Origin of the sequence: Rhizobium sp. P32RR-XVIII (genome assembly GCF_012641395.1) — a bacterium.
Lineage (GTDB): Bacteria > Pseudomonadota > Alphaproteobacteria > Rhizobiales > Rhizobiaceae > Rhizobium.
In genome coordinates this window covers 800,818-821,689 of sequence record NZ_JABAIH010000002.1, presented here as the reverse complement: position 1 = coordinate 821,689, position 20,872 = coordinate 800,818, and the positions used below count along the sequence as shown (strand labels likewise).

The 20,872-nt window shown below is 60.4% G+C and carries 19 protein-coding genes; 8 read left to right on the top strand and 11 right to left on the bottom strand.

All coding sequences use genetic code 11. From position 1 onward, the window contains the following. Positions 1-37: 37 nt before the first annotated feature. Positions 38-1,255 carry an LL-diaminopimelate aminotransferase gene (locus HGP14_RS09190; protein WP_168829500.1) on the bottom strand — a complete coding sequence of 406 codons (1,218 nt, stop codon included), beginning with the start codon at positions 1,253-1,255 and terminating at the stop codon, positions 38-40. 222 nt (positions 1,256-1,477) lie between these two features. Beyond that, positions 1,478-1,894: a hypothetical protein gene (locus tag HGP14_RS09185; RefSeq protein WP_168829499.1), complete on the bottom strand. Its 417-nt coding sequence runs from the start codon at positions 1,892-1,894 to the stop codon at positions 1,478-1,480. A 151-nt stretch (positions 1,895-2,045) separates the two neighbouring features. Here HGP14_RS09185 and phaC point away from each other — a divergent pair, with 151 nt between their 5' ends. Continuing rightward, on the top strand, positions 2,046-3,872 hold the full coding sequence (phaC, locus tag HGP14_RS09180) for a class I poly(R)-hydroxyalkanoic acid synthase (RefSeq protein WP_168829498.1): 1,827 nt from the start codon (positions 2,046-2,048) through the stop codon (positions 3,870-3,872). A 25-nt stretch (positions 3,873-3,897) separates the two neighbouring features. On the opposite strand, the gene HGP14_RS09175 is transcribed toward phaC, so the two are convergent. Further along, the gene (locus HGP14_RS09175) at positions 3,898-4,920 is read right to left on the bottom strand and encodes a methyltransferase (RefSeq protein WP_168829497.1); all 1,023 of its coding nucleotides are present in this window, start codon (positions 4,918-4,920) and stop codon (positions 3,898-3,900) included. A gap of 434 nt (positions 4,921-5,354) precedes the next feature. Here HGP14_RS09175 and HGP14_RS09170 point away from each other — a divergent pair, with 434 nt between their 5' ends. Next, positions 5,355-6,440, top strand: a complete 1,086-nt coding sequence (locus HGP14_RS09170) for a DUF2778 domain-containing protein (protein WP_409527067.1) — start codon at positions 5,355-5,357, stop codon at positions 6,438-6,440. 29 nt (positions 6,441-6,469) lie between these two features. Here HGP14_RS09170 and HGP14_RS09165 read toward each other — a convergent pair whose 3' ends face one another. After that, on the bottom strand, positions 6,470-7,375 hold the full coding sequence (locus HGP14_RS09165) for an adenylate/guanylate cyclase domain-containing protein (protein ID WP_168829495.1): 906 nt from the start codon (positions 7,373-7,375) through the stop codon (positions 6,470-6,472). 269 nt (positions 7,376-7,644) lie between these two features. Here HGP14_RS09165 and HGP14_RS09160 point away from each other — a divergent pair, with 269 nt between their 5' ends. Beyond that, positions 7,645-8,724: a calcium:proton antiporter gene (locus HGP14_RS09160; protein WP_168829494.1), complete on the top strand. Its 1,080-nt coding sequence runs from the start codon at positions 7,645-7,647 to the stop codon at positions 8,722-8,724. An 89-nt stretch (positions 8,725-8,813) separates the two neighbouring features. On the opposite strand, the gene HGP14_RS09155 is transcribed toward HGP14_RS09160, so the two are convergent. Then, a complete protein-coding gene (locus HGP14_RS09155; protein ID WP_168829493.1) occupies positions 8,814-9,872 on the bottom strand; it encodes a DUF2955 domain-containing protein in 1,059 nt (352 codons plus the stop codon). Continuing rightward, complete coding sequence (locus HGP14_RS09150) at positions 9,862-10,989, bottom strand: HlyD family secretion protein (protein ID WP_168829492.1); 1,128 nt, start codon at positions 10,987-10,989, stop codon at positions 9,862-9,864. Before HGP14_RS09150 ends, HGP14_RS09155 begins: the two co-directional genes overlap by 11 nt. 186 nt (positions 10,990-11,175) lie before the next feature. On the opposite strand from HGP14_RS09150, the gene HGP14_RS09145 reads away from it, so the two are divergent. Further along, complete coding sequence (locus HGP14_RS09145; protein ID WP_168829491.1) at positions 11,176-11,823, top strand: MarC family protein; 648 nt, start codon at positions 11,176-11,178, stop codon at positions 11,821-11,823. Between the two features lie 59 nt (positions 11,824-11,882). Here the strand turns inward: HGP14_RS09145 and HGP14_RS09140 are convergent, their stop codons facing one another. Together HGP14_RS09140 and HGP14_RS09135 are read right to left on the bottom strand one after the other, a co-directional pair. Then, positions 11,883-12,353 (bottom strand): DUF2721 domain-containing protein, encoded by a 471-nt coding sequence (locus HGP14_RS09140; protein WP_246704389.1) that lies wholly within the window; start codon positions 12,351-12,353, stop codon positions 11,883-11,885. A gap of 194 nt (positions 12,354-12,547) precedes the next feature. Next, complete coding sequence (locus tag HGP14_RS09135; RefSeq protein ID WP_168829490.1) at positions 12,548-13,321, bottom strand: hypothetical protein; 774 nt, start codon at positions 13,319-13,321, stop codon at positions 12,548-12,550. Between the two features lie 771 nt (positions 13,322-14,092). Between HGP14_RS09135 and map the strand changes: the two genes are divergently transcribed. The 4 genes from map to sthA all read left to right on the top strand — a co-directional run bounded on the left by map (position 14,093) and on the right by sthA (position 17,939). After that, positions 14,093-14,926 (top strand): type I methionyl aminopeptidase, encoded by an 834-nt coding sequence (gene map, locus HGP14_RS09130; RefSeq protein ID WP_168829489.1) that lies wholly within the window; start codon positions 14,093-14,095, stop codon positions 14,924-14,926. A gap of 6 nt (positions 14,927-14,932) precedes the next feature. Beyond that, the gene (radC, locus tag HGP14_RS09125) at positions 14,933-15,751 is read left to right on the top strand and encodes a RadC family protein (protein WP_168829488.1); all 819 of its coding nucleotides are present in this window, start codon (positions 14,933-14,935) and stop codon (positions 15,749-15,751) included. A 95-nt stretch (positions 15,752-15,846) separates the two neighbouring features. Beyond that, positions 15,847-16,449 (top strand): dual specificity protein phosphatase family protein, encoded by a 603-nt coding sequence (locus HGP14_RS09120; RefSeq protein ID WP_168829487.1) that lies wholly within the window; start codon positions 15,847-15,849, stop codon positions 16,447-16,449. A gap of 83 nt (positions 16,450-16,532) precedes the next feature. Then, on the top strand, positions 16,533-17,939 hold the full coding sequence (sthA, locus tag HGP14_RS09115; RefSeq protein WP_168829486.1) for a Si-specific NAD(P)(+) transhydrogenase: 1,407 nt from the start codon (positions 16,533-16,535) through the stop codon (positions 17,937-17,939). Positions 17,940-18,027: 88 nt separating this feature from the next. Here sthA and HGP14_RS09110 read toward each other — a convergent pair whose 3' ends face one another. The 3 genes from HGP14_RS09110 to tig all read right to left on the bottom strand — a co-directional run bounded on the left by HGP14_RS09110 (position 18,028) and on the right by tig (position 20,752). Next, positions 18,028-18,471 (bottom strand): nuclear transport factor 2 family protein, encoded by a 444-nt coding sequence (locus HGP14_RS09110; protein ID WP_168829485.1) that lies wholly within the window; start codon positions 18,469-18,471, stop codon positions 18,028-18,030. A gap of 103 nt (positions 18,472-18,574) precedes the next feature. Beyond that, positions 18,575-19,102 carry a PAS domain-containing protein gene (locus HGP14_RS09105; protein WP_246704388.1) on the bottom strand — a complete coding sequence of 176 codons (528 nt, stop codon included), beginning with the start codon at positions 19,100-19,102 and terminating at the stop codon, positions 18,575-18,577. Positions 19,103-19,273: 171 nt separating this feature from the next. Further along, positions 19,274-20,752 (bottom strand): trigger factor, encoded by a 1,479-nt coding sequence (tig, locus tag HGP14_RS09100; RefSeq protein WP_168829484.1) that lies wholly within the window; start codon positions 20,750-20,752, stop codon positions 19,274-19,276. Positions 20,753-20,872 lie beyond the last annotated feature (120 nt).

Below are 20,872 nucleotides of genomic sequence, written 5' to 3'. Positions count from 1 at the left end.
CAGCCGCCGGAAAGCGGCTGCCGTTGCGGTGATGGTATCAGCGGTGTGCGTTGAGCGAGATGACGTTATGCATCGTCTCGTCGGCCGTCGATAGGAACTTCTTGATGTTGCGGGCGGCCTGACGGATGCGATGCTCGTTCTCCACGAGTGCGAGACGCACATAATCATCGCCCTGCTCGCCGAAGCCGATACCTGGCGCGACCGCGACATCCGCCTTCTCGACGAGGAGCTTGGAAAACTCCAGCGAGCCAAGATGACGGAATTTTTCCGGGATCTTCGCCCAGGCAAACATCGTCGCAGCCGGAGGCGGCACCTGGAAACCGGCTTTGCCGAAGCTCTCGACCATGACGTCACGGCGGCGCTTATAGACGTTGCGCACTTCCGCGATGTCGGAGCCGTCGCCATTCAGCGCATGGGTCGCGGCAACCTGGATCGGCGTGAAGGCGCCGTAATCGAGATAGGACTTCACGCGCGTCAGTGCCGCGATGAGGCGCTCGTTGCCGACAGCAAAGCCCATGCGCCAGCCGGGCATGGAGAAGGTCTTCGACATCGACGTGAACTCGACGGTGACATCGATTGCGCCCGGCACCTGCAGAACCGACGGAGGCGGCTCGCCATCGAAATAGATTTCCGAATAGGCAAGGTCAGACAGCACGATGATGTCGTGCTTCTTCGCGAAGGCGATGACGTCCTTGTAGAAATCGAGCGTCGCGACGAAGGCCGTCGGGTTGGACGGATAGTTGAGGACCAGTGCCAGCGGCTTCGGGATCGAATGGCGAACCGCCCGCTCCAGCGGCGGGAAGAAGCTTTCGTCTGGTTCGACCGGGATCGAGCGGATCACGCCGCCTGCCATCAGGAAGCCGAAGGCATGGATCGGATAGGTCGGGTTCGGGCAGAGCACGACGTCGCCCGGCGCGGTGATGGCCTGCGCCATGTTGGCGAAGCCTTCCTTGGAGCCGAGCGTGGCAACGACCTGCGTATCCGGATTGAGCTTTACGCCGAAGCGGCGGGCGTAGTAGGCGGCCTGCGCGCGGCGAAGGCCCGGAATACCCTTGGAGGAAGAATAACGATGCGTGCGCGGGTCCTGGACCACTTCGCACAGCTTGTCGACGATCGCCTGGGGTGTCGGGAGATCAGGGTTTCCCATGCCGAGATCGATGATATCGGCGCCGCCCGCTCGCGCGCTCGCTTTCAAACGGTTGACCTGTTCGAAAACGTAAGGCGGCAAACGCCGGACTTTGTGAAACTCTTCCATCTCTTTCCCCATGGAAATGCGGCCACCATGGCCGCGCTCGAAGTTCGTTTGTTCCCGGCTGCTTGCGACACGAACTTCAGAATCGCAAGGGCCGTATTCATCAGACTTTCGTGACGCGGCGATTCTTTGACGAACAGCCGCAACAGACGCATTTTATCGGGAAATTCATCTCTCCCGCCGGCTGCGGAAGGCTTTGCGTCCAAATCGCCTGGCAGGCAAGCCTTAATTGCCGATTGCAGAAAGCGCGTCGGCGCCGTGCTCGGCGGCAAGCTTTCTGAATTCCGCCACGCGCCGCTGATACTCGGCTTCCGAAATGGTGCCCGCCTTGCGCTGGGCGACGAGCGCTGAAAGCTGCTTTTGAAGGCCTGCGGCTTCCTCGTTGCTCATCTGCGTGTTTGCGGCCGTCAGCGGCGCGCCAAAGCCCGGATATCCGTCCGGATAATGGGACAGGCTGCTTTGCGTCGGCTCCTCGCCCTTCGTCGCCGTCATGACGACAGCTGTCGGCGGCGCTCGCCGCGCCGCGGCGGCCGCCTTCTGTTCCGGCGTCGACGTGCATCCGGCAAGCATCGCCGCCGCGGCCGCGGCGACGAGTGCCATGCCGGTTGCGATTGCAATGCCAGTGATGCGGTTCGTCGTCATGCCAGATCTTTCAAATCCTGAAGCCTTAGCGACTGTTAAATTCGTTGCAGCGACAAAGCAATAGCACGGGCGGGCTTGCGTTGAACTTGTTTTCTTGATCGCGGACGATGTACAACTGATTAAGAGACGATTGCTGCCGCGGGGGAAAAGCGTGACCGACAGCGACAACAAGGCGAAGGCTCCAGGCTTCGAGGCACCAAGCCTCGATCCCTACCTCGTGAAGGATCCCGAGGCGATGGCGAAGAACATCGCCCGCGCCTTGGAGAATCTCGGCAAGGCGGCCTCCGCCTGGCTTGCCCCGCGCGAGAGCGGCGAGATCAATGAGAGGCTTGCCGCGCCGATGACCGACATGGTCAAGACGCTCTCCAAGGTCACCGAATACTGGATGTCCGATCCGCGCCGCACCTTCGAGGCGCAGACGCAGTTGATGAGCAGCTATTTCGGCGTTTGGATGCGTTCGATGCAGCGCATGCATGGCGAGTCTCCCGAGCCGGAGCCGCAACGCCCCGACAGGCGCTTTGCCGATCCCGATTGGCAGAAGAACCCCTTCTTCGATTTCCTGCGCCAGATCTATCTCATCACCGCCGACTGGGCGGAGAAGATCGTCGCAGAAACCGAAGGACTTGACGAGCACACGAAGCACAAGGCCGGCTTCTACGTGAAGCAGATCACCGCCGCCCTGTCGCCGAGCAACTTCGTCGCCACCAATCCGCAGCTCTACCGCGAAACGGTCGCAACCAGCGGCGAAAACCTGGTGCGCGGCATGCAAATGCTGGCGGAGGACATCGTGGCAGGCGGCGGCGACCTGAAACTGCGCCAGACCGACATGACCAAGTTCGCGGTCGGCCGCGACATGGCGCTGACACCGGGTAAGGTCATCGCCCAGAACGAGATCTGCCAGGTCATCCAGTATGAGCCGGCCACGGAGACGGTGCTGAAGCGCCCTCTCCTCATCTGCCCACCCTGGATCAACAAATTCTACATTCTCGACCTCAACCCCGAGAAATCCTTCATCAAATGGTGCGTCGACCAGGGCCAGACAGTGTTCGTCATTTCCTGGGTCAATCCCGACGCCCGCCATGCCGCCAAGGATTGGACGGCCTATGCCCGTGAAGGCATCGATTTCGCATTGGAAACGATCGAAAAGGCGACCGGCGAGAAGGATGTCAACGCCATCGGCTATTGCGTCGGCGGCACGCTGCTCGCGGCGACGCTGGCGCTCCATGCCAAGGAAAAGAACAAGCGCATCAAAACCGCGACGCTTTTCACCACGCAGGTCGATTTCACCCATGCGGGCGACCTCAAGGTCTTCGTCGACGAGGAGCAGCTGAAAGCGCTAGAGGACCATATGACGGCCACCGGCTATCTCGATGGCTCGAAGATGGCGACCGCCTTCAACATGCTGCGCGCCTCGGAATTGATCTGGCCGTATTTCGTCAACAACTACCTGAAGGGCGAGATGCCGCTGCCCTTCGACCTTTTGTTCTGGAACGCCGATTCCACCCGCATGGCAGCCGCCAACCACGCCTTCTACCTGCGCAACTGCTATCTCAGGAATGCGCTCACCGCCGACGAGATGATCCTCGACGGCAAGGCGGTGTCGCTCAAGGACGTGAAGATCCCGATCTACAATATCGCGACGCGTGAAGATCATATCGCGCCCCCAAAATCGGTCTTCCTCGGCAGCCGGTTTTTCGGCGGCAAGGTCGATTTCGTGCTCGCCGGCTCGGGCCATATCGCCGGCGTCGTCAATCCGCCCGCCAAGAACAAATACCAGTATTGGACCGGCGGCCCCGCCAAGGGCGAATACGACGCCTGGCTCGCCAAGGCCGAAGAAACCCGCGGCTCCTGGTGGCCCCACTGGCAGGCCTGGATCGAAGCGAAGGACGCAAAGCGCGTCCCTGGGCGCAAACCTGGCGGCACAGCACTCAACGCCATCGAGGAAGCCCCCGGCAGCTATGTCATGGAGCGGGCATAGCGCCGACCGTTCGCCGGAAGAGCCACTATTCAAAGGTGATCATGGTTGCCGGCGACGGCAGCAGTTCCTTCGTGACCATGTCGCCGAACCCGGCCTGCCGCCCCATCTCCGCCAGTTCGCTCTTGGTGTAGGCATCACCCTTCGGCGTGGTTGCCAGCATCACCCAGGAGAATCCTGCCGGAAAATCGGGAGAAACGCGGTCCTCGTTCGGCACGAACTCGACGGCGAGGACCTTGCCTCCGGCACCGAGACTGGCACGAGCCTTCTTCAGGAGGTCCACGCAGGTTTCGGCATCGAAATGGTGCAGGAAGTTCGGGAGCAGGATGAGATCGTAGTCCGCGCCCCAATCCACCTCGAAGGCGCTTCCGGAAATAAAGCTGAACCGATCCACGACGCCCGCCTTCGATGCGTTCTCCTTGGTCAAGGCCAGCACCGAGGCCCAATCCAAGGCCACGATCCGTGCGGAAGGGACGGCCTTGGCGATCTCGATCCCGAAGCCGCCCGGGCCGGCGGCGATATCCAGCACCTTCTTCGGCGGCGAGGGCCAGGCCTTGATCTCCGCCGCAACGCTGGCAGCACTTCCACCCGTGAAGGCGCCCATGCCGCGGGCAAACTTCACCCAGACGGGATTGTCTGCCGCGATATTCGCGAGCCCCAGCGCTCCGCCGTTGCGGACATAGGCCACCGGATCGTCCAGAAACAGCGAAACCATTTCTGGCGCCGCCATGAACTCAATTGCGGCCCCCATATAGGCGGGCGAACGGCGGTCGAGAAAGACCTCGCTCGACGGTGTCAGGGCGTAAATTTGTCCGCTCTTCGTCAGGAAGCCTTTGACGACGAGATAGTCGCAGAGGGTGCGGAATCCGCGCTCGGAACCGCCGGCCGTAGCCGCGAGCGCCTCCGCCGTTCGATCCCCGCTGCCGATCATCGTGAAGAGATCGAGTTCGATGGCAGCCTTGATCGCAGCCGTCTTGCCGTATGCGATCATCGCGTCGACCAGCAAGGATGGTGAGACCTCGCTTTCGCCCAATTCAACTGCAGCAGACATTCGGTTCCCCCTTTTTTAGCCATTCGTCACTTTGCGACGATAACAGACGGGGGAACGAATTACACGTCTCGCTAATATTAAAGCAGAAAGAAAGGCATCCGCTCAACCTGGCTCCGTTTCTTGAACACATAGCGAATTGCGTAAAGGAATTAGTTACCATAGTGCGTCATGCTCCCTGACAGCCGCTAAGGTGATTGGGCCTCATTTCTGCCCTCTTGCTTCATTAGCGGCTCCGGCGAAGCGTCCCTCGTAGCGCCGGTGTGACGCGTAGGAAACCGAGTAATATGGCGTTTGCTATTGAGACGTGTGAAAGCGTCAACCCTTTCGGCTGGGCTTTTTTTCGACCAGCCAGACTTCTCCGGGTCATCCCGGGGACTATTGCAATTGGTATTGCCGTCTCGGCATCCGCCTGGATGATCGCGTCGGTTGCAACAATGCACACCTCTGCAATGCCGCGCGCGCCGGCGGCGAATTTGATCGCCGATGTCGCGATCGCGCCGCAGCCGGCTCACTCTGCGGCTACCGGCGCACACCCGCTGATCCGTGTCGATAAGTTCTCACGCCTCCCCGGCAAGACGACGATTTCAGACCGCATGGTTGCCGAGAGCACGCCGAAAAGCTCCAAGGATATGGTCGCGCTCATGCAGCGCCGCGGCCTGTCACTGCTCGCCAAGCGCAACAACGGCGCCGAAATGGCTTCGGCATTGAGGCAGCAGGCGCAGGTGCTCGCGAGCGCTGCGGCTTTCACGGCTCCGGTGCCACTCCCGGAACCCGCTCATCCGACCGAGATCGCCGCCGCCAAGCCGATCGAGCCAGCCTCCGGCCCAACGGCGGCCGCCGACGCGGCTTCCGCCCAACCTGCGCCGGCCGCAGCCCCGGTCGAAACCGCCTCCGCCGAGACGGCGGCATCCGATGCGCCTTTCGGCCTCGTTCTCGCGCCCGGCACCGACATTCCGCTGCCGATGTCGCGGCCGGCCATGCCGAAGGGTGAACCGGCCGCCGAACCCGCGCTTGCCTATGCGCGAACGGAAGATGACGGCGAGGACATGCCGGCATACGCCAAGCCGACGCTGATGCCCGGTGCCCGCGCCGGCGTGGCGATCTATGATATCGCAGCCGGCACCGTCTATCTGCCCAGCGGCGAACGGCTCGAAGCCCATTCCGGCCTTGGCGCCATGCGCGACAACCCGCGGTATGTTAACGTGAAAATGCGCGGGCCGACGCCGCCGCACACCTATGACCTCACCATGCGCGAAAGCCTGTTTCACGGCGTCGCGGCGATCCGCCTTCATCCCGTCGGCGGCCCGCAGCAGATCCACGGCCGGGTCGGCTTGCTCGCCCATACCTACATGCTCGGCAAGCGTGGCGATTCCAACGGCTGCATATCCTTCAAGGATTACCGCCGCTTCCTCGCCGCCTTCAAGCGCGGCGACGTCAAGCGCCTCGTGGTCGTGCCGAGCCTGAAAAATGCGCCCTCGTCGCGCCCGACGCTTGCGTCGCTGTTTTCAACGCGGAGCTAGCGCAGCTGGCTTTGCCAGCTGTCCTCCAATCAGCCGCGCGTCGCCCACTGAAGGCCGGCAGCGACGGCTAAGCCCAGAAGCGGCCAGACTGCCCAAAATATCCCGTGCCACGAAAGCAGGTTGATTGCGACGATGCCGAGCGCAATGGCCGCCAGCGTGGCCATCCGCCGGTCGATACGATCTTGGCTCCGAATCCAGATTAGTGCCGAAACGAAGGCAAGGCCGAGGAGCGGCCAGGCGGCCCAGAAACCCCCCTGCCAGGACAGGAGGTTGATTGCCACCAAGGCAGCTGCCGCCAATGCGAACACGGCAAAGATCTTCCGGACTCTCCGGTTCGGCTGCTGCGTGGACTTCGCCGGAATGGCCTCCGGACGGGTCGTTGCGGCTTGCGGCGGCGGGGCGTCGCCGGCGTCCTCCCCGATGCGCACGGCATAGCTCGGCACCGGCTCCGAAACATTCTTCACCGTCAGCGGCCCGAGGAAATCGAAACCGACGGCCACCTTGTTGCGGACCTGTTCGTAGACAGTATTCGAGATGACGACACCGCCGGCAGCCGCCGACGCCTGCAGCCGTGCGGCGATATTGACCCCGTCACCATAGATATCCTCGCCGTCGGCAATCACATCGCCAAGATTGATACCGATGCGGAACAGCATGCGCCCGTCCGCCGGCCGCGTCGCGTTCATGCCGGCGAGTTCGTTCTGAACGTCCACCGCCGCGCGCACAGCCTCGACCACGCTCGGAAATTCGGCGATCAGCCCGTCACCCCAGGTATTGATCACCCGCCCTCCGTGCAAGCCGATGAGGCGCGACATCGCATCGCGATGCCGTTTCAGCATTGCCAGCGTGCCTTCCTCGTCCGCGCCCATCAGGCGGGTGTAGTCCTGCACGTCGGCGCAGAAGATGGTCGTCAGCTTGCGTCGCGTCTCGGTCATGATGCCTCCCCCTCCCCTGGGCTCACCCAGTGAAGCTGCCTGCACTCATCAATAGGCGGGATTGCGCCGAATGTGAACGGAAAGGCGCAGCCGGCGCCCAACCGTCGTTGTGATCGACCACCTTCGTGGCTTTCCCGCTTCGTTCGGAAGCGATCCAGGCAGATTGCGAAACCGCCTTCCCGCCGAATGCCGCGCGGTGGGACTGGTTGACCACGCAGGCTCGCGCTCCGTATACTGCGCCGGCCGACGGAATGGGGGATTTCCCGGCTATGGCAGCTCAAAGAACGCCGAGATGGGCATGGACGTGGCCTCTAGCCGCGTGGATCGTACTCTTCGCCGCGCCATTCTTTGGCCAGGGAATTGGGATCCTCGTCGTTGCAGGAATAGCCCTGGTCGCGACCGTTTTCGTTGCCGTCTATCATGCCGAGGTCGTCGCTCACCGTATCGGAGAACCCTTCGGCACGCTCGTTCTGGCACTTGCCGTCACGATAATCGAAGTTGCGCTGATCGTCTCGGTAATGATCTCAGCCCCAGCTGAAAAGGCGGGGCTGGCACGCGACACGGTATTCGCCGCAGTCATGATCGTGATGAACGGCATCGTCGGTCTATGCTTGCTGTTGGGTGGAATGCGCCATCATGAGCAGGGATTTCAGGTCCAGGGAGCAAGTGCCGCCTTGGCCGTCCTGGCTGCTCTGACCACCCTTACCATGCTTGTGCCAAACGTCGTCGCGACGTCAGTCGGTCCGATGTTCAGTACGGCGCAGCTTATATTCGCGGGTATCGTCTCGCTGGTCCTCTACGTGTCATTTGTCTTCGTCCAGACCGTTCGGCATCGCGACTACTTCCTTCCGGTTGAAGCCGATGACGAGGATGCGCATGCGTCATTACCCTCAAGCAGGACGACCGCCGCCAGCGCAGCATTGTTGCTCGTCTCGCTGGTCGCCGTCGTGGGGCTTGCGAAATCACTGACGCCGGTGGTGGAGGCAGGAATAAATTGGCTTGGGGTGCCGAAGGCGGTCGTCGGGATCATTATTGCGGCCATCGTATTGCTTCCTGAATGCCTCGCCGCAGGCAGAGCCGCCCAAGCCAATCGATTGCAGACCAGCCTGAACCTGGCATTGGGATCGGTCCTTGCGGCGATCGGCTTGACGATTCCTGCAGTTGTTCTCGTTTCGATCATGCTCCACCAGCCCCTCGAACTCGGCCTGGACGACAAGGACCGGGTCCTGCTGGGGCTAACGCTCATCCTCAGCGTGATCACCTTGGGGACGGGGCGGACCACGGTGCTTCAGGGCATTGTCCATTTGGTTGTCTTCGCGGTGTTCTTGTTCTTTGCGGTCGCACCATGAGCCTCGGCGGCTGAGAGCTGTGAAGGCTTCCACCGAGTGTATCCTGGGTCGACTGGCGTTCCTTCAAGACCGTCCTTCGAATTGCTTCTTCAGACGCGTGATCCGCTCAGCTCCTCGGTACCGCTCGTGTGAGCGTGCCGCCAGCGGGACGTCAGCGATATGCCACCGATCGTGTAGGCCGAGGCGAGGAGCACGTTTTGCAGCCGAGCGACGAAAAACTCGCTGCTGCCGCCCGGCAGGGGCGTCATCCCCAATCCCAGGAGGAGGATGAAGGTTGCAAGGGCTATCGCGTAGACGGGTGCTCTGTCCCCTGCCGTGGCGATCCGTCCCGCGAAGATGAGGCTCGCGGCAAGGCATGCGGTGACGAAAAATAGAAAGGTGTTCGCCAGAATTACGAGACTGTAGACGATCGCGGCCGCCACGCCGCCGATCAGGTTCGCAAGGATCAGGCCGAACGCGGCCCGCAGCGACTGTTCGGCATCACGCATGCGAAGCAAGGTCACGATGATGATTAGCGCCACGACGGCGACCTCGGTGGCATCGAGGATAAACCAGGCAAGGGCCGGAGCCAGGACGAGTGTGTCAAGAAGCGCATTCGAGGAGGCGGTCCGGGGCGGTTGGGCCGGTCGGGCAACGCTGGACGAAGCGGGGCCGTCGGACAGCGGCGGAAACGCCGCGTAGGCTAGCCAGACGACGAGGAGCGCGGCGATTCCGGCCGATACAAGGGTTGACGCAAACTGGCCGGACAATTGAGGCGAGAGAACCGCGATGACCGGAATCGTAACCACCGAAAGCTGGGGCAGAAACGTAGCCAGGTCCGGTGCGCCCCGCCGGTGGGCGTAGAAGGTGAGATACATCAAGAGCGCAAGCGCGAGGATCAGGACCGCCGGGGATGAGGAAAGGACGTTGGTGAGTAGTAGTACAGCGCCACTCGATAACGCGATCAGGACGACGAACAGGACGCCCTGGGCGAGGCTCGGGTAACGTTCCAACCTGACGAGCATGTTCGCAGCCAGGAGTGGCGCGAGGAAGGTCGCGTCCCAGTCAAATGCCTCGACCAATGCGAAACAGACCGTCACGCCGAATGCGAGGCGAAGAGCGGCTCGTTTTCCGGCCGCGGTCGCGGCGTGGGTAGAGCTACTGGACATAGGCCAACAGCGCGCCCAGCCTCATCCTGAGATAGGCAATCGCGTTCATAAAGGAATTGCCGCTGGTATAGATCATGACATTGGCCTGGGAGCCGAATCGCAGAACATTCGGCTTGGTTTCGACGTCGAACTCGATGCGAACCGGCATCAACTGCGGCGACCGAATCCAGCCGCTCTGGGTCCTTGGGCTTGGCAGGCCGGTTCGGACGTCGACACTGCGGTTTCCGACTGCGTAGCCGATTGCCGAGACGCGGCCGGAGAAGACGCGGCCCGGCAGAATATCAAGAACGATCTCGGCGGGGTCGCCGACAGTTATGTTCTCCAGGTTGTTCTCCTTGAATGCGGCCTCGATCCAAACTTCCCTCAGGTCGAGGTAGCTCATTGCGGTCTCACCCTTTCCCAACATCTGTCCGGCGGCAAGGGCGAGACTGGTAGCGCCGCCCTCTGAGGGAGCCACGACAGTGGTGTTTTGCAAGTCCAGATTGGCCTGGGCCAATGCCGCCATGGCCTCGCGGATTTGGGGATTGTCGTCGCCCACGGGGCCAAGAGCCTGCGTGGCTCGCTCGAGCTCGGCCTCGGCCTGCCTGACGATCGCCTCGGCGGCGTCCAGGTTAGCCTGCGCCTCTGTCTGTCGTGCCCTGGCGAGTACGCCTTTGCCGACGAGTACGACGGTGCGGGCCGCCTGATCGAGGGCATTCTCCCGCTGGGCAAGAGCCTCGGCTACTTTTGCCTGAGCCGTTGCGATTGCTGCGGTCGAGGCGCCAATCGATTGCCCCACCGTCTGAAGATATGCCTCCGCGCGACGGACAGCGATCTCATATTGTTCAGGATCGATCTGGAAGAGTGTCGCTCCGGGTGCTACCCGCTGATCTGTCGAGACATTCACTTCGCTCACGCGGCCAGAAACCTCCGGGGCGATCCTGACGAGATATGCCTGGACCAATCCCTGCACGGTGTAGGGCGTGTAGCGGTCCGCTGCGACACCATAGATAAACAGCGCGAGGCAAATCGCGATCACGATCAGCGTCACGCGAAGCACCGGGTTGGCCGATGGTCGAGCTTTATGAGTCGACGGCGCGCCGGTCGAGCGCTCCGATACAGCATCTTCGTCCGCCATGGCGGCACCCCCTCAAAACGGAAGGCCGATGCATTCAACTTGCCAACGATTTAGTAATAGCTAATATCGAAGGATCGGAGCTACGCGTCAAGGATGCGGAGTGGGGTATCTCTCAACGTTCTCTGATCCTTCTACACACTGTGGCAACCGACTGATTTTGCGTGGCAGCGGAGGGAGCGGTTTGCCATGGATTTCACGGTCATCGACCTCGATCTTGTCTTGAAGGTTCTACTCCTCCTGCTGATCGGGATGGGTCCAAAGATTGCACTCGTCCCGTTTCTTGAGAAGACGAAAAATTTCGATACGGCGACGCAGCGAACCATTGGCCGCCAGATGGTATTGATCGCGGTCACCACGGCGATCGTGCTTTTCGCAACCGGGTGGTTCCTCATGCGTCTTCTTCACGTGACCGGAGGTGCCGTTGCGGTCGCCGGTTCGATCATATTGGCAATTCTCGCGATTGAAATGGTTTCGGCTCCGGGAAAGAAGCCCGAATCCGAGGAAACCGACATCCTGCCGGACCCGAAAAAGATTGCCGTCTATCCCCTCGCCATACCCTACTTGTTGAACCCGGTCGGGATCACCTTGCTGATCATTACGTCCGCCGAGATAAGGACCATCGCAAGCGCTGGGCTGGTGCTTGGGATGGTCTTGGTGGTGGGAGCCTTCGATTATTTGGTCTTTTCCAACATCGACAAGCTATCGAAGCGCTTGAATCCGGTCAGTCTCATTATTTCAGAGGTCGTGTTCGGGGTACTGCTGGCAGCCGTTGCCGTCCAACTCATGCTTTTTGGGTTGGACACCCTCGGGATCCTCGACATCGCCGACCATTGAGGTGCAGGCGCGATCGACGTCTCCCACCGCGTTTGCACCAAGCCAACGTGATCCACTCCTCAGTCGAGTCCGCCATGACCGCCGCTGGCGTAGTGGTGGTCGTATTCGTTGAGCGCAATTCTGACTTCGAGAGCCAGCATGATAAGCGCGACCGCAAGCAGGGAAAGCGAGACTGAAAAGAGGATGCCGGCCCCGAAGATATGCTGCGTGCCAACAAAGGCGCTGGCGAACGAGAAGATCATCAGAAATGTGGCCACGATCCCGCTGAGAACCGCGTAGTAGATGGCACTGTTGAGCAGCCGAGCGCGCCTCCGGAGCCGGGGTAGATCCTCCCTTAGATGGCTCCGCGCGTTTTCGGCTTCCGGAAGCGCGTTCAGGTCGCGCACGCGGTGCAGAATGTCATTCAGCCGTGAATACAGCAGCGAAACGAAGGCCGCCACAGCGCCCAGCAGAAAGGACGGGGCAATCGAATGCGAGATGACCTGGGAAATCTGGTCCGGCGATGGAGCATTGAGCAGATTGAACAGCATCGTCTGAGATCACCCCTATCAGTCCGCTTCGTTTGGCACGCAGGACCGCTAATTCCAGTCTGTCATCAAACCGCCCTCTGAGCCTGACGTGGAACAGATGTATATCATGGACAATATTCTCCGTAGCTCACTGGTAAGGCGATGGCACCTTCGGGCCGCCAGAGGCGGACGTCCACAGCTCGGTCACCAGCGGCTTAAGCATCAAGCGACCCGGGTGGCCGACGCTTTGAGAAATAATCATCTAACTTATCTTGGATGACGAAACCGGCAATACTAAATGCCACTAGGGAGACAGCTATGATCAGGCCACGGACAAATTTATAGTCTAGTGGAATGGGCAAAGCTATAAGTAGACCTGTCGCGATACCGATGGAAATTATAAAAACAGAGCGCAGAAGCATCTGTAGTAAAATAAGCGGAATAGTAAGGAATGAGGAATTATCTGCTTCTCTCGGCTGCCCTATTCCCTTAATCGTTCCTTCTATCTCAAAAAGTCCCGTCGGTGCAGTATGCAACACCTCGCACTTAAACCCCTGATTTGAGTCGAGGAACTCAAATTCGGGCACGATGGCATTAGCGGTGATGGCCTTCAGTGAAGCATTGTTACTGGGGGACGACATCGAAACAATCGACACTTCTAGAACCTCGCACTGCTTAGGCACTGCGAAGCGCAATGGATCGCCTTTAGCGATGTCTTCGGCCGAGATTGTTCTGTTCCCGCCGTTCCACACCCAGAACGTTGTTTTGGTAACCCGTTCTATCGTCCGCCCAGAAAAACGTATCTCGATCTTCCCGTCCAGTATTTTAGATCCGTTCCCGCCGACGATCCTCGTTTCCATTTTCTCATAGAGCATCGCCCGACGTTCACGGGTTCGCAGGTAAGTGTAAATTGAGAATAGAAAACCAAGGACACCAATCACAAAACCAATATTGTTCAAGGTGAAGTAATCGAGCCAGTTTGAGGCCATCTTGCTTTCCGTGCGCGTGTTGAAGGATAGAGCAATCTTCGGTTGCTCCAAAAGTCAACGGGTAACAAGAAGAAACCACGGCTTATTGCACTGGAGCCGCAAGGCCGCTTAGGGGCCGGAAGCAGTCCGCAATTTCTAACTTAGCCTTCGGCTAACTGTTGAGAGAGCTCCCAAAGTGGAGAGCGAACTTGCCACGCCCTCGTGGGGGAAGATCGCTTCCGTGCATGACAAACGCCGAAAACCCAACAAAATCAATCGCCACCCTGCCATTTCATCGGCGCCCACCGAACCTGTGACATCATCCTTCCGTTCCGTCACGGATACACCGCGAGGCGTCGCGGCGAGACGGGACCGGCGCCGGTTGCGGAAGAAGGACGTAAGCTCCCGCCGCCGGGGTCCGCAGAAAATTGTCTCCCTCCGGGGCGGCGGTCGGGCGAAAATGCCGGCCGGGTGATTTCGGACGTGCCTGTGGGGCACACAGACGGACCGGCGGTGCTGGGATCCGAGCAGAGAGGCCGGAGTTGCGGATAAAAACCGCCGAACGGGGCGCTGGGAAGCGCCATATACTTCTACTCAACGCGGCAATTTCCAGCGCCCCGTCCGAGTTGAAATGCAGATGCAAGGCACGGGTGGATTCATCGCGTGAACGGAAAGCCGTGTCGGTGTACCGTATCGAGATGACACAAATCTCGTGCTTGCAGTTGATCGCGATGGACGAACGCGGCATAGCTGCATTATGTACGTTAAGACAATCTCCGCTAAGGCCCGTCAATGGTGAACTATATCGAAGCCTCCTCCGCGCCGCCGAAGAATACCGGCGCCATCAGGCTCTACGGCCCCGAGGCCTTCGAAGGCATGCGCAAGGCGTGCCAGCTTGCAGCCCGCTGCCTCGATGAACTCGCCGCGGTCGTCGAGCCAGGTCTTCCGACCGACGCGATCGATCGGTTTGTCTTCGAATTCGGCATGGACAACGGCGCCTATCCGGCGACGCTGAATTATCGCGGCTATACCAAATCCACCTGCACCTCGATCAACCATGTTGTCTGCCACGGGATTCCGGACGCAAAGCCGCTGCGCGAGGGCGACATCGTCAATATTGACGTCACCTATGTGCTCGACGGCTGGCATGGCGATTCCAGCCGCATGTATCCGGTCGGGCAGATCAAGCGTGCCGCCGAACGGCTCCTCGAAGTCACCCATGAAGCGCTGATGCGCGGCATTGCCGCCGTCCGTCCGGGTGCGCGTACCGGTGCGATCGGCGAAGCGATCCAGACCTATGCCGAAGCGCAGCGCTGCTCGGTCGTTCGCGATTTCTGCGGCCATGGCGTCGGCCGCCTCTTCCACGATTCGCCAAACATCCTGCATTATGGCCGCGCCAACGAAGGCCCGGAACTCAGGGAAGGCATGATCTTCACCATCGAGCCGATGATCAATCTCGGCCGGCCGCATGTGAAGGTCCTCGCCGACGGCTGGACGGCGGTGACCCGCGACCGGTCGCTCTCGGCGCAATATGAACACACGGTCGGGGTCACGGCCAATGGCTGCGAAATCTTCACGCTTTCGCCCGGCGGCCTCGACCGGCCGGGCCTGCCGCTGAACGGGTAAGTGTAGATGGCGAAAGGTCCTGTTTCTCACACGAACGACGAACTGCCTTTCGACCTGGACCCCTCACCTGCCGACGAGCGGCAGCTCTTTGCCGATCAGCCGGTCAAGCCCTCCGCGCTCGGGAAGCAGGCGCTTCCTGCGGCACTGTCGAAGGAAGAGCACTATCACGGCCATCGCGAGCGGCTGCGCGGTCGCTTCCGCGATCATGGCGATACCGCGCTTGCCGATTACGAAGTGCTCGAGCTGCTGCTGTTCCGGCTGATCCCGCGGCGCGACACGAAGCCGATCGCCAAGGCGCTGCTCGATCGCTTCGGTTCGCTCGCTGGCGTCTTCGGTGCTCCGGCGTCGCTTCTGCAAGAGGTCAAAGGCGTCGGCGAGGCCGTCGCGCTGGACATCAAGCTGATTTCCGCCGTCGCCCATCGCACCTTGAAAAGCGAACTCAAGGGCAAGCAGGTGCTGGGCTCCTGGTCCTCGGTGATCCAATACTGCCATGCCGCCATGGCGCATGAGGCGCGCGAGCAGTTCCGCATCCTGTTCCTCGACAAGCGCAACGCACTCATTGCCGACGAAGTTCAGGGCCGCGGCACGATCGACCATACGCCGGTCTATCCGCGCGAGGTCGTCAAACGTGCCCTCGAACTCTCGGCGACGGCCATCATCCTCGTCCACAATCATCCCTCCGGGGATCCGACGCCATCGCGTGCCGACATCGACATGACGAAGCTGATCGTGGAAACGGCCAAGCCGCTCGGCATCGCCGTCCATGATCACATCATCATCGGCAAGGATGGCCACGTCAGCCTGAAGGGTCTTCGGCTCATGTAAGCGCTGGGAGAGCCACCGTTCAGGTGGCTGTCAGCTTCGGCTCGCAAAGAGCGCATGCTGCCTTAGCGGCAGCGTTTGCGACCCAGAGGCAGCCGATGACCATAACGCTATTTCCGCGCCGATTTCGCCTTTACGGCAAGGCGGCGCTACGGCTCTTCGGATTGTTTTTGCTGATCGTTGGCGGTTACTACGTCTTTCTGCAGGTGACCAACAACTTTGCAACGGTGGTTGCCGGCGAAGTCTACCGCTCGTCGCAGCCGTCGGCCGAGGCGATTGCGCAGTTCGAAAAGCAGTACGGCATCAAGACGATCATCAACCTGCGCGGCGAATCCGGCAAGTCAAAATGGTATGTTGACGAAGTCGAGCAGGCAAAGGCGTTGAACATCAGCCATATCGATTTCCGGATGTCCGCCGGGCGGGAACTGACTCCCGAACAGGCTGAAGAGCTCATCGCCATCATGCGGAATGCGCCGAAACCCCTTTTGATCCATTGCCAGGCCGGCGCCGACCGGACGGGGCTCGCCTCCGCTCTCTACCTTGCCGCCGTGGCCGGAAAAGGCGAGGCCTCTGCCGAGCGCCAGTTGTCGCTCCGATTCGGGCACGTGCCCTTCTCGTTCAGCCGTGCTTTCGCCATGGACCGGACTTTCGAGAAAATGGAACCTTCCCTCGGGTTCGGAGTTCAGGACACGAACTCATAAGACAATTTGTAACGTTGACCAGCTACGCTTGGACGACATATTGCGCTGCAATATGATTCCAAACTCCAATCCAGGGCTGAGCGATGTTCCCTTATGATCTCATTGTTGTAGGCAGCGGCCCGGCAGGGCGGCGCGGCGCCATCCAGGCCGCGAAGCTCGGCAAGAAAGTCCTGGTCATCGAACAGGGCAAGCGCGTCGGCGGCGTTTCCGTGCATACCGGCACCATCCCTTCCAAGACGCTTCGCGAGACTGCGCTTAACCTGTCGGGCTGGCGCGAGCGCGGCTTCTACGGAAGGGCTTATCGCGTCAAGCAGGAGATCAGCGCCGAGGACCTGCGCCGCCGGTTGTTGATTACGCTCGACCACGAGGTGGAGGTTCTCGAACATCAGTTCGCCCGCAACCGGGTCCAGCATATCAGGGGCAAGGCAAGCTTCATCGACGCTTCAACGCTGCAGGTGATCAAGGATGACGGCGAGGTCCTCCAGGTGACCGGAGCGAGCATCCTGCTGGCCGTCGGCACAAAACCATTCCGCCCGGACTATATCCCGTTCGACGGCAAGACGGTCATCGACAGCGACGAGCTTCTCGACCTAGAGGAGCTGCCACGTTCCATGATCGTCATCGGCGCCGGCGTCATCGGCATCGAATACGCGACGATCTTCAGCGCTCTCGATACGGCGGTTACAGTGATCGACCCTAAACCAACGATGCTCGACTTCATTGACAAGGAGATCGTCGAGGACTTCACCTACCAGCTTCGCGACCGCAACATGAAGCTTCTGCTCGGCACCAAGGCTGACAAGGTGGAGAAGCTCGACAACGGCAAGGTGCAGCTGACGCTGGACAACGGCCGGCACATCGTCACCGACATGGTACTCTTCGCCGCCGGACGCATGGGCGCGACCGACACGCTCAATCTGCCGGCGATCGGCCTCGAAGCCGACAGCCGCGGACGTCTCAAGGTCAATCCGGAGACGTTCCAGACATCCGTGCCGCATATCTACGCGGCAGGCGACGTCGTCGGCTTCCCGAGCCTCGCCTCCACCTCCATGGAACAGGGGCGCATTGCAGCACGCGTGGCCATCGGCGCGGTTGCCAAGGAGCCGCAGAAATATTTCCCCTATGGCATCTACGCCGTTCCCGAGATTTCGACCTGCGGTTTGACGGAAGAGGAAATGAAGGAGCGCGGCATTCCCTACGAATGCGGCATCGCCCGCTTTCGGGAGACGTCACGCGGCCACATCATGGGCCTCGACACCGGCCTGCTGAAGCTGATCTTCTCGCTGAAGACGCGGCGGCTGCTCGGTGTTCATATCGTCGGCGAAGGCGCTACGGAACTCGTCCACATCGGCCAGGCCGTGCTCAACCTCAAAGGCACGGTCGAATATTTCGTCGAAAATACCTTCAACTATCCGACACTCGCCGAAGCCTACAAGATTGCCGGCCTCGACGCCTGGAACCGCATGGGCGACATCAAGTCCGAGTTGTGATCGTCGTACTCATGAGGCTTGCATGGCATACCTGCGAGACGGTGCGGCAGGTCCCGCGCCTTAACAGGTCGAGATCCCTGAGACGGCGCTATTGCTGCCCAGCAGAGAGCTGCTGTGGAGCAGAGATCGTCGCGGTTTTGAGCAGCACTGCGACTTGCAGCGTATCGAGGAATTCCACCACCTCGATCACCTTGCCATTGTCAAAGGTGATCTTGTCCATGATCTCGGTGTCGAAGTCCGTGGAAACATGGCGCATATGCCCCTCGCGATGGACGAGCGCGACATCGCCGTCGATATGGACGTCGACGAACTTCAGGTCCTTCATCTCCCACGTGTCGATGAAGTGCCGCATCGCCTCGCGAAGGGCAGCACTGCCGACAACCGGATCCGTCAGTTGCGCCAGATGCCGGTTTCCGGCGACGCGGAATACGCAATTGTCGCCGAAGAACGACATCAGCCTATCGAGGTCGCCCTCACCTCTCGCCTCGTAAATCTGCTTCACAATGTCCTTTAATTCCGCGCCGGAAGTCATCGCCAAAACCCTCCCCTGGCAGCAGCTTTCAGCTTGCATCCGTTCTTTCTAAAATGCAACCAGATGGTGAGTCATGCATGTCGGCCGGAACTCTGACCGCCATTCAGTTTGGCAGCACCCCTTCCGGCGGCAACCAATCCAGTTCGGTAAGCGCCGCCAACAGATGTTGGGCGACCGCTTCGTTGCCTTCCTGCACGGCAATTTCATAGGCCGTGAGGCAGTAACGGACGAGCGGCTTGGTCAACGTCGGTTCGTCGGAAACGGGACAGATTATGCCCGCATAAAGTTTCGGGAGGCCGTTACGATCGCGGAAGCAACGGCCGAAGACCATCACATAGGAGTAGCAGCCATCGGCTTGCGCAACGCGATAGCTCTGCTGCTCCGGCTGCGCAGTGTCGATCGCCTTTTGGATCTCGGCTGCGACGCCCGCGCGGTCTTCAGGGTGGATTCGCTCCAGATAGGTTTCCAGCGGCAATCCGGATTCCGTCGCCTTTCGATCAAGGCCGAACATTTCCGCGACGGCGGGATCCGCATAAACCTGATCGGTGGCCATCTCCCAGGTGAAAAATCCCGATTCCGCTGCGGCGTCGTTCGGGGAGTCCGATGCAAAAGCGCTGCTCTGGAACGTCAAGTGCTTCTCCCAAATGGATAAAATTTATAGCCGCAACCGAAGGGGCCGCGAGCGGTAAAAAAGGCAAATCAAAAACAGCCCCAGTAGTAGGTACCGGCGGCCAACAAATAAAGGCAAACAAAAAGCCCTGCCGAAACCGGCAGGGCCGTGCTTTTTAATCGAGACTGGCGATTACTCAGCGGCGCCTTCGGCGTCCTTCTTCTTCGAAGCAGCCTTCTTTTTCGGAGCAGCTTCCTCGCCTTCGGAAGCTTCAGCCTTGGCGGCTGCCTTCTTCTTCGGAGCGGCCTTCTTGGCATCCTTCTCGGAGCCTTCGCCTTCTTCGTCAGCGAGCAGCTCTTCCTTGGTGACCTTCTTGTCCGTCACGTCAATCTCGGTCAGCAGGTGATCGATGACCTTTTCTTCGAAGATCGGCGCGCGGATCGAAGCAGCAGCACCCGGCTGGCTGCGGAAGAAGTCCATGATCTGCTTTTCCTGACCCGGATACTGACGCAGCTGCTCGTAGATCGCGCGCTGCATCTCGTCTTCGCTCACTTCCACGCCGGCCTTTTCGCCGATTTCAGAGAGGACGAGACCGAGGCGGACACGGCGCTCAGCGAGCGTCCGGTATTCTTCCTTGGCCTTCTCTTCGGTCGTATCCTCGTCCTCGAAGGTCTTGCCGGACTGGGCGAGATCGTTGTTCACCTGGCTCCAGATGCCGTTGTATTCGGCTTCAACGAGCGAGTTCGGCGTTTCGAACTTGTACATCTCGTCGAGCTGATCGAGGATCTGGCGCTTGACCTTCTGGCGGGTCAGCGAGCCGTATTGAGATTCGATCTGGCCGCGAACGATTTCCTTCAGCCGGTCAGCCGATTCCAGGCCGAGCTTCTTTGCCAGCTCGTCATTGATTTCCACGTCGGCCGGAGCAGCGACGTCCTTGACCGTAACGTCGAAGGTGGCTTCCTTGCCGGCCAGGTTCTTCGCCGGATAATCGGCCGGGAAGGTCACAGTGATGGTCTTTTCGTCGTCAGCCTTGACGCCGACGAGCTGGTCTTCGAAGCCAGGGATAAAGCGGCCGGAGCCGAGGACGAGTTCAGCGCCCTGATCGGTGCCGCCTTCGAAAGCTTCGCCATCGACCTTGCCGACGTAATCCATCGTGACGCGGTCGCCGTTGGCAGCCTTGCCCTTCTTGCTTTCGTAGGAGCGGGCGCTTTCAGCGACCTTGAGAACCTGTTCGTTGACTTCCTCGTCGGAGATATCGACGACTTCGCGGGTGATCTTGATGCCCTTGACGGACTTCAGTTCGATCGGCGGCAGAACTTCGTAGGAGAGCGTGAACTCGAAGTCCTTCTGAGCGGCGAGGATCTGTTCTGCCTCGTCCTTGTCTTCGGTCATCGCGATTTCCGGCTGCGTGGCGGACTTTTCGCCGCGCTCGGACAGGATGGCAGTCGGCTGCTCGCGAACGATCTCGTTGACGAGGTCGGCCATGATGGACTTGCCGTAGACCTTCTTGAGGTGGGCAACCGGAACCTTGCCCGGACGGAAGCCATTGATGCGCACCTTGTCCTTTACGTCGGCAAGGCGCTCGTTCATCTTGGTTTCCATGTCCTTGGCCGGGATAACGACCTTGATTTCGCGCTTCAGCCCTTCAGCGAGCGTTTCGATAACCTGCATGTCTTCCTACCTTCATTTCATGGCGGCCGTGCCCAGACGCCGTTCGTTTCGATGAGCACGACGCCGGAAAATTGCCGGGCGTGGCTTGTTCTCAATTCTTATTCATTCCACCCGAGGCGG